Raw genomic sequence first — 6732 nt, 5'->3', positions numbered from 1 at the left:
GAGTTCAGTCACACTTATAATATGCTTCAGCTTAACAACTTTGAGCAGGACTTCAGCCTGAAGAGCGACTTTAGTCGCTGACATTCATGTCCAAATCCACCTGCTTTAGCAGGTGGTCGTTTAAGTTTATAGCATCCGACGGTAAATGCCCGGGAAGTCCCTGGACTACCAGAACCCGTTGGAAGTTTTTACGTTACATGGACGCAGGCAGGGTGTCTAACTTATTTTGACAAAAGTGACCTGTCTATACATATTCGTGATATTCGTTGGGATCCTGTCCCTCTACACGGCCGGCTTCCCCTTTATCCAACGAATCAATTGTTTCAATATCCTCAGGGGTCAATTCAAAGTTGGTACTATTGATATTATCTTTTTGATGCATTGGATTACTCGATTTTGGAATAGCAAATACGCCGGCCTGATAGTTCCAGTTTAAAATAATCTGTGCCGGCGTTTTATCGTATTTATCCGCAATGTCTTTAATTGTGGCATTTTTTAGCACATCATTCAGATAACCCCGACCAAAAGGGCTCCAGGCTTCAGTAAGAATACGCCGTTTTTCATCTTCTTCAACCATACGGTTATTATTAAAATACGGATGACGCTCCACCTGGTTTGTAGCAGGAGTCACACCTGTTTCTGCGATAATGTTGTCCAGGTGTTCTGGTTCAAAGTTTGAAACACCGATGGTTCTGATTAATCCTTGTTTTTGAGCATCTACTAATGCCTTCCAAGCTTCTACATATTTGCCGTCTCTGGGATTCGGCCAATGAATTAAATACTTGTCAAAATATTTTAATCCAGTACGGCGTAAAGATTCCTGAATAAAAATAAACGCCTTGTCGTATTCATGGTAAGAGCCGGGCAATTTCGTACTAATTAAAATTTCTTCTCTGGGCAGCGCGGATCGACGCACGGCTTCACCGACAATACCTTCATTGTCATAGTTTGTTGAAGTATCGATCAAACGGTATCCTGTGTTTAAGGCGTTTAAAATTTCAAATGTACCCTGATCACCGTTAATGCCGATCGTGCCCAATCCCACAAGTGGAAGTACTGAGCCATCATTTAGAATAAAACTGTTATTATCAACAGTCAAAGTCTCATCTCCTTTAAAATCTTTGTAATGTACGTTGAGAATGATAGAAAAAGATATTTCCTTCATGGCTGCCAATATGCAGGCTGCCTTCACCAAACAGTGTTTCCGGTTAAAGCAGCTGCCGGTCGCTAGTCAAGCTCAGGTTACATTACTAGTATTTCATGTTTTCATCCCTCACTGAGATGACCATAATTATTATACCCAATTTTAAAAAACCCTACACCAATCGGAACGAATTGATGGAGTGAGGACATATTCGTAATAATTGAATAAAGTTTTCTTTTACGGTGTCTTTTAAAGACATTTGACGTGATTAGTAGTATGGTTTGTTTCCAATGCTACGTGTTGTTGCGATTCTCACAAGTTGGTATTTCAACCACTCTCCTTCAACAATACGATCTTAATAATTAAAAGGTTTAATATCGAACGATACTGGGAATTAGCTATCTAAACTATGACGATCGTTTTGGCTAAGCTTTTAACAAATACAAAGAGGTGCATAATATGAATTTTCATCAAGTAGTTATTGTCGGTGGCGGAACAGCAGGAATAACTGTCGCGGCTCGATTAAAACGTTTGGCAAGATATTTGGATATAGCCATTATTGACCCAGCAAGCAAGCACTACTATCAGCCTTTATGGACGTTAGTAGGGGCCGGAATTTTCGATAAAAAGCAGTCAGAACGTTCTGAGTCGCAGTTAATTCCCGAGGGTGTGCAATGGTATCAAGAACCTGCAGAAGAATTTCAGCCGGAAGACAATGCCGTTGTCACTGCAGAGGGTACAAAAATTTACTATAAATACTTGGTTGTTTGTCCGGGACTGCAGCTGGACTGGAATAAAATCGAAGGTCTTGAGGGCAATGTGGGCACGTATGGCATATGCAGCAACTACTCATACGAGCATGTGGACTACACATGGGAAGCAATCCGTACTTTTAAAGGAGGACGTGCTATATTCACGCACCCTAATTCTCCGGTTAAGTGCGCAGGGGCACCACAAAAAATTATGTATTTAGCAGAAGACGCTTTCAGGCAACAAGGTGTTCGGGACCAAACAGAGGTTGTGTTCCAATCAGCGAAGCCATCCATCTTCTCCGTCGAAAAATATGCCAATACATTGAATGACGTTATTCACAAACGGGGTATTCAAGCCAACTACAAAAAAGACTTGATAAAAATTGATGGCCCCAATAAAAAAGCAACATTCCGCTATTTGGATACCGATGAGGAAGAGACACTTGATTATGATATGATTCATGCTGTTCCCTATATGAGTGCTCCCGATTTTATTAAACGAAGTCCATTAGCTAATGCAGATGGCTGGGTGGATGTCGATCCGTACACTCTGCAGCATAATCAATACAGTAATGTGTTCAGTTTAGGCGATGCTTCAAGTGTACCTACTTCTAAAACGGGCGCTGCTATACGAAAACAAGCTCCAGCGGTTGTGTCCAATGTCTATGCGATGATCAAAAACAAAGAACCGTGGCGCAAGTACAATGGTTACACTTCTTGTCCTCTTGTCACAAGCTATAATTCGCTTGTCATGGCGGAATTCAAATATAATAACGTACCTTCAGAAACATTCCCTGTCAACCAGGGTAAAGAAAGAAAGAGTATGTATGTCGTGAAAAAGTATGGCCTCCCTGCAATGTACTGGCATGGGATGATGAAAGGCCGCATGTGATTGATTTATTTTCCCCAAACATTGTGTTTGGGGAAAATAGTATCCGCAACAGTTTACCTTTCGACATAGAATTACATAGATTTAGCCCGTTAAATGACTCTACAATAGCATATTCTTCTCCTTTTAGAAGAACAAAACTGGTTGAGACTCCCACATTACAGGTTTAACGGGTGGGATTCTTGAGTGACTAAGCGTTCGCAGTCCATTTCTGTTTTGAACAGTCCTCGAGGTGAGGATATCCCATTGCCCCTCCTAAGACAGTGCGTATAACATCTTAGGCTGAATGTATACTTTCTGACGTTATAAAAAAACGGAGGCTAACTTTTATACCAGTTAAGCGACCGTTTATTGACGTTCTCTCTTCAACGCCTCGTTTGAAAATAAGTAAATGGTTTATTGCCTCGCTCACATCATCAATATATTTGCAACATTTCAAGCGATGGTGGCTTTAACGGCATATTCGTTGGCATTCAATTCCAAAACAGTTGTTAAGAAACCCGCTTCCTGCAACATTTTAATCATTTTGTCCGATGGAATACGTATATGCATAGGAGGACCATCGTTAGATTCGGCAGCTGTAAATTCAATAAGAAATAAAACGCCACCTGGTTTTAAAATACGTTTAATTTCGTCCAATCCACTTTCTATGCTGGGAACATTATGAAAAACCTGGGAAGCCAAGACTTTGTCGATGGCCTGATCTTGAATTGGGGTATTGTCCAATTCTGTGGTCACTGCATGGATATTATCAAGTTGCTCATGGTCTGCCCGTTTTTTCAGTAAATCAAGCATCTTGTGTTCAATGTCAACTGCATAAACAGTTTCTCCTGTATACTTGGCGAACGGAATGGTGAAATAGCCATTTCCTGCCCCCAAATCAGCAACCACATCATGCCTACGGAGTCCCATTTTTTCTATAATCTGATCCACCGGTAACACCGCTTGTCTATCTTCACTCAATAACTTATCCGCATGTTTAACATTAAATGGTTGTTCTACCATCATTCTCACCTCTGGATTGAAATGTAAAAGCCAAGAAAGGATCCACATGGCCAATATCTGACTTCCCCTGCAAACATTAGGAGAGGATGCCAGCGTTTACGGCACTATATTGCCCGCTGCTTTATAAAGCTCGTACCACTCGGGACGTGTAAGTGGGATTTCGGAACCGGCGCTTGCCTTTTGCAGGCGGTTAATTTTCGTTGTGCCGGTGACGACCTGGATATTAGCTGGATGACGTGTGAGCCATGCAACTGCGATGGCATCAGGCGACACATCATATTTTTCGGCAAGCCTGTCTAGTACCGTATTCAATTCAGGAAAGCGGTCGTAGTCTCCGACGAAAACACCCTCAAAATAGCCGGTTTGGAAAGGTGACCACGCTTGTAAGGTGATGTCGTTAAGGCGGCAATACTCAAGCGTACTACTATCGCGATTAATCGACTGATCTTTTGTCATATTCAACGCAATCCCTGAATCGATGAGGGGCGTATGAGTAACCGAAAGCTGCATTTGATTAACGATAAGTTTTTGTGATAATGCGCTCTGCAGCAGTTCTATCTGCATTGGATTATGATTCGAGACGCCAAAATAACGGACCTTCCCACTTTGTTCTAATTCATCAAACGCCTGACTCACCTCATCCGGTTCCACCAAAGGATCCGGCCGGTGCAGAAGCAAAATATCCAGATAATCCGTCTGTAAGCGCGACAAGGTTCCTTCGACAGACTTCAAGATGTGTTCTTTTGAGAAATCAAAATAACCTTCATCTTTGTGAATACCGCATTTGCTCTGAATAATCATGTTTTCCCGAATGGAAGTGTCCATGGAAAGTGCTTGTGAAAAAAGCGATTCACATTCACCATTGCCATAAATATCAGCATGGTCGAAAAAATTAATACCCGCCTCCTGAGCCGATTTCACAAGTTGATCAATCTCCCTGAGAGAAAGGGAATGGATGCGCATATTGCCCATGATGATATTGGACGCGGACAAATCTGTTCCGGGTAATGTTGTGTATTTCATAATATGTGTGACCTCCCTATTTTTAAATAATTTCCTGCAAAATATGTTCCCTTTACCATCAAATGTAAACACAAAGATGCCTTATTCAGATGTTGTTGCTTCCTTTTTTGCCTCAAACATAATTTTTTGATTCGTGCCTGCAATAGTTCCAAGGGCAGCAATGCACAAAGCTACAAGCATCAAAATGAGTAGCGGAACAGTCCAGCTGTTAGTCCATTCAGCTACCGATCCAAGGAGAAAAGGGCCGAGCGCCGCAACTATATAGCCAATTGACTGAGCCATACTTGATAATTGCGAGGATTCTGAGACTGTGCTGGTACGAAGAACAAAAAACATCATCGCTAAACTGAATGTTGTCCCGGCACCAACTCCTGTTAGCATAAGAAAGGCTATAATCACATTAGAAGACGTTAACCAAACGCCTAGCAATCCGAAGAAAAACAAAAGCCCGGAAACACATGCGATAAAGCGTTGGCCGTTCATTCTTGCCGCCATAATGGGAACAAGGAAATTGGCTGGTATGAGTCCAACTTGAAAAAAAGCAACGAGCCAGCCTGCTTCGCTTTCATTGAATCCCTTTGTCACTAATATATCAGGCAGCCACGTGAACAAACTATACGGAATAAACGACTGTAATCCCATAAATAATGTCACAGCCCAGGCAATTTTTGATTTAAATAGTGCTGTCGGTGGCTGACCCTTCACTTCAGCAAACACCTTTTTACCCGAAGAACGTATGGCGGGCAGTCGCATTAATAGCACAACGACAGCCATGAGTGACAGAACGCCCCATATTTGCATAGCATAACGCCAGTCCAAGGGCGGAATGGAAGCAATCGGCACTGAAACTCCGGACGCAAGTGCACCGAACAAATTCATAGAAACAGAATAAAGACCTGTCATCAGCCCTACACGGTATGGAAAAGTCGATTTAATGAGTCCGGGCATAAGTACGTTGCCAACAGCAATCGCAATTCCAACTAAGAGTGTGCCAAAAAGCAGTAACGCAATATCCCCCAAAGATCTGCTGAACACACCGAGCGATAAAAGCACCATGGCCATTAAAAGGGTTCTTTCCATCCCAAACTTGCCTGATAGTTTTGGGACAAATGGCGAGAAAACGCCAAAGGCAAGTAATGGCAGAGTATTGACTAAACCAATCATCGAATTGGACGCCTCTAACTCTTCACGAAAAAAAGGGATGAGAGGTCCAACCGACGTAATCGGTGAGCGTAAAGTGGCAGCAATGACTACGATTGCGAACAATAATAGAACCGTATAATACCGTTGTTTAATATCTGTTATATTGTTTGGCATAAACAATTCCCTTCCCATAAAACTCAGACAAACAAGCTTATATTATATCAGGAATCCAGTTCATTAGGAAGAGGGGGGATTGTAGTCCAGAGCTGACGCATAAAAAATATTAAAAATCTCGCGAAGTGCTCATACTGCTTTTTTAAAAATTTCATGTCTTACGAGATTGATTTTTCAAGAAAAAATTGCTAAAAGCTAAGTTTTTCATCGCATTCCTCCCATACTTGTACCCTTTTTACACACAAGTAGCCAGCCTATCGTAATCCAGTGAACCACGGGAAGGACAGCTAAGCTTATTTGTAATTTTGATTGGTATCTTTTTATTCATAAACCAATCGTAATTGATATTTTGATTCTTTCAAGTTATGAATCCTTTCAGTATCCAATATGCTTTGACTCATGGCACGATAAAAATTACTGATAAAGGCTTGGATACCAACCTCATTCACATGATCTTGTAGAGATGCCATATGTAGTTGGAACTGCTAAACTAAAGTAGACCATTTCCGCTAAATAAAAATGAACACTTTCTGGCAGAGGGGTAGCAGCGAATGGAGGGCTGCCCCGAGGGGCAGCCCTCCATTCGCTTTCGAAATTTTCAC

At 41.8% G+C, this 6732-nt stretch carries 5 protein-coding genes; 1 reads left to right on the top strand and 4 read right to left on the bottom strand.

Going from position 1 to position 6732, the window contains the following annotated elements; all coding sequences use genetic code 11:
* Positions 1–244: 244 nt before the first annotated feature.
* Complete coding sequence (locus IEW67_RS17190) at positions 245–1099, bottom strand: aldo/keto reductase (RefSeq protein WP_188634308.1); 855 nt, start codon at positions 1097–1099, stop codon at positions 245–247.
* Positions 1100–1603: 504 nt separating this feature from the next.
* Between IEW67_RS17190 and IEW67_RS17185 the strand changes: the two genes are divergently transcribed.
* Positions 1604–2788: an NAD(P)/FAD-dependent oxidoreductase gene (locus IEW67_RS17185; RefSeq protein WP_188634306.1), complete on the top strand. Its 1185-nt coding sequence runs from the start codon at positions 1604–1606 to the stop codon at positions 2786–2788.
* A 432-nt stretch (positions 2789–3220) separates the two neighbouring features.
* Here the strand turns inward: IEW67_RS17185 and IEW67_RS17180 are convergent, their stop codons facing one another.
* The 3 genes from IEW67_RS17180 to IEW67_RS17170 form a co-directional block, all read right to left on the bottom strand.
* Entirely contained in the window at positions 3221–3838 is a 618-nt protein-coding gene (locus IEW67_RS17180; protein ID WP_229671928.1) for a class I SAM-dependent methyltransferase, read from the bottom strand.
* A gap of 48 nt (positions 3839–3886) precedes the next feature.
* Positions 3887–4813, bottom strand: coding sequence for an aldo/keto reductase (locus IEW67_RS17175; RefSeq protein ID WP_188634305.1), 927 nt, complete (start codon positions 4811–4813; stop codon positions 3887–3889).
* Between the two features lie 81 nt (positions 4814–4894).
* Positions 4895–6130, bottom strand: a complete 1236-nt coding sequence (locus IEW67_RS17170; protein WP_188634304.1) for a CynX/NimT family MFS transporter — start codon at positions 6128–6130, stop codon at positions 4895–4897.
* Between the last annotated feature and the right edge of the window lie 602 nt (positions 6131–6732).

It is taken from the genome of Lentibacillus kapialis (genome assembly GCF_014646635.1).
Classification (GTDB): domain Bacteria; phylum Bacillota; class Bacilli; order Bacillales; family Amphibacillaceae; genus Lentibacillus; species Lentibacillus kapialis.
Note: the sequence above shows the minus strand (reverse complement) of the source record. Positions and strands in the feature narration are given on the sequence as shown.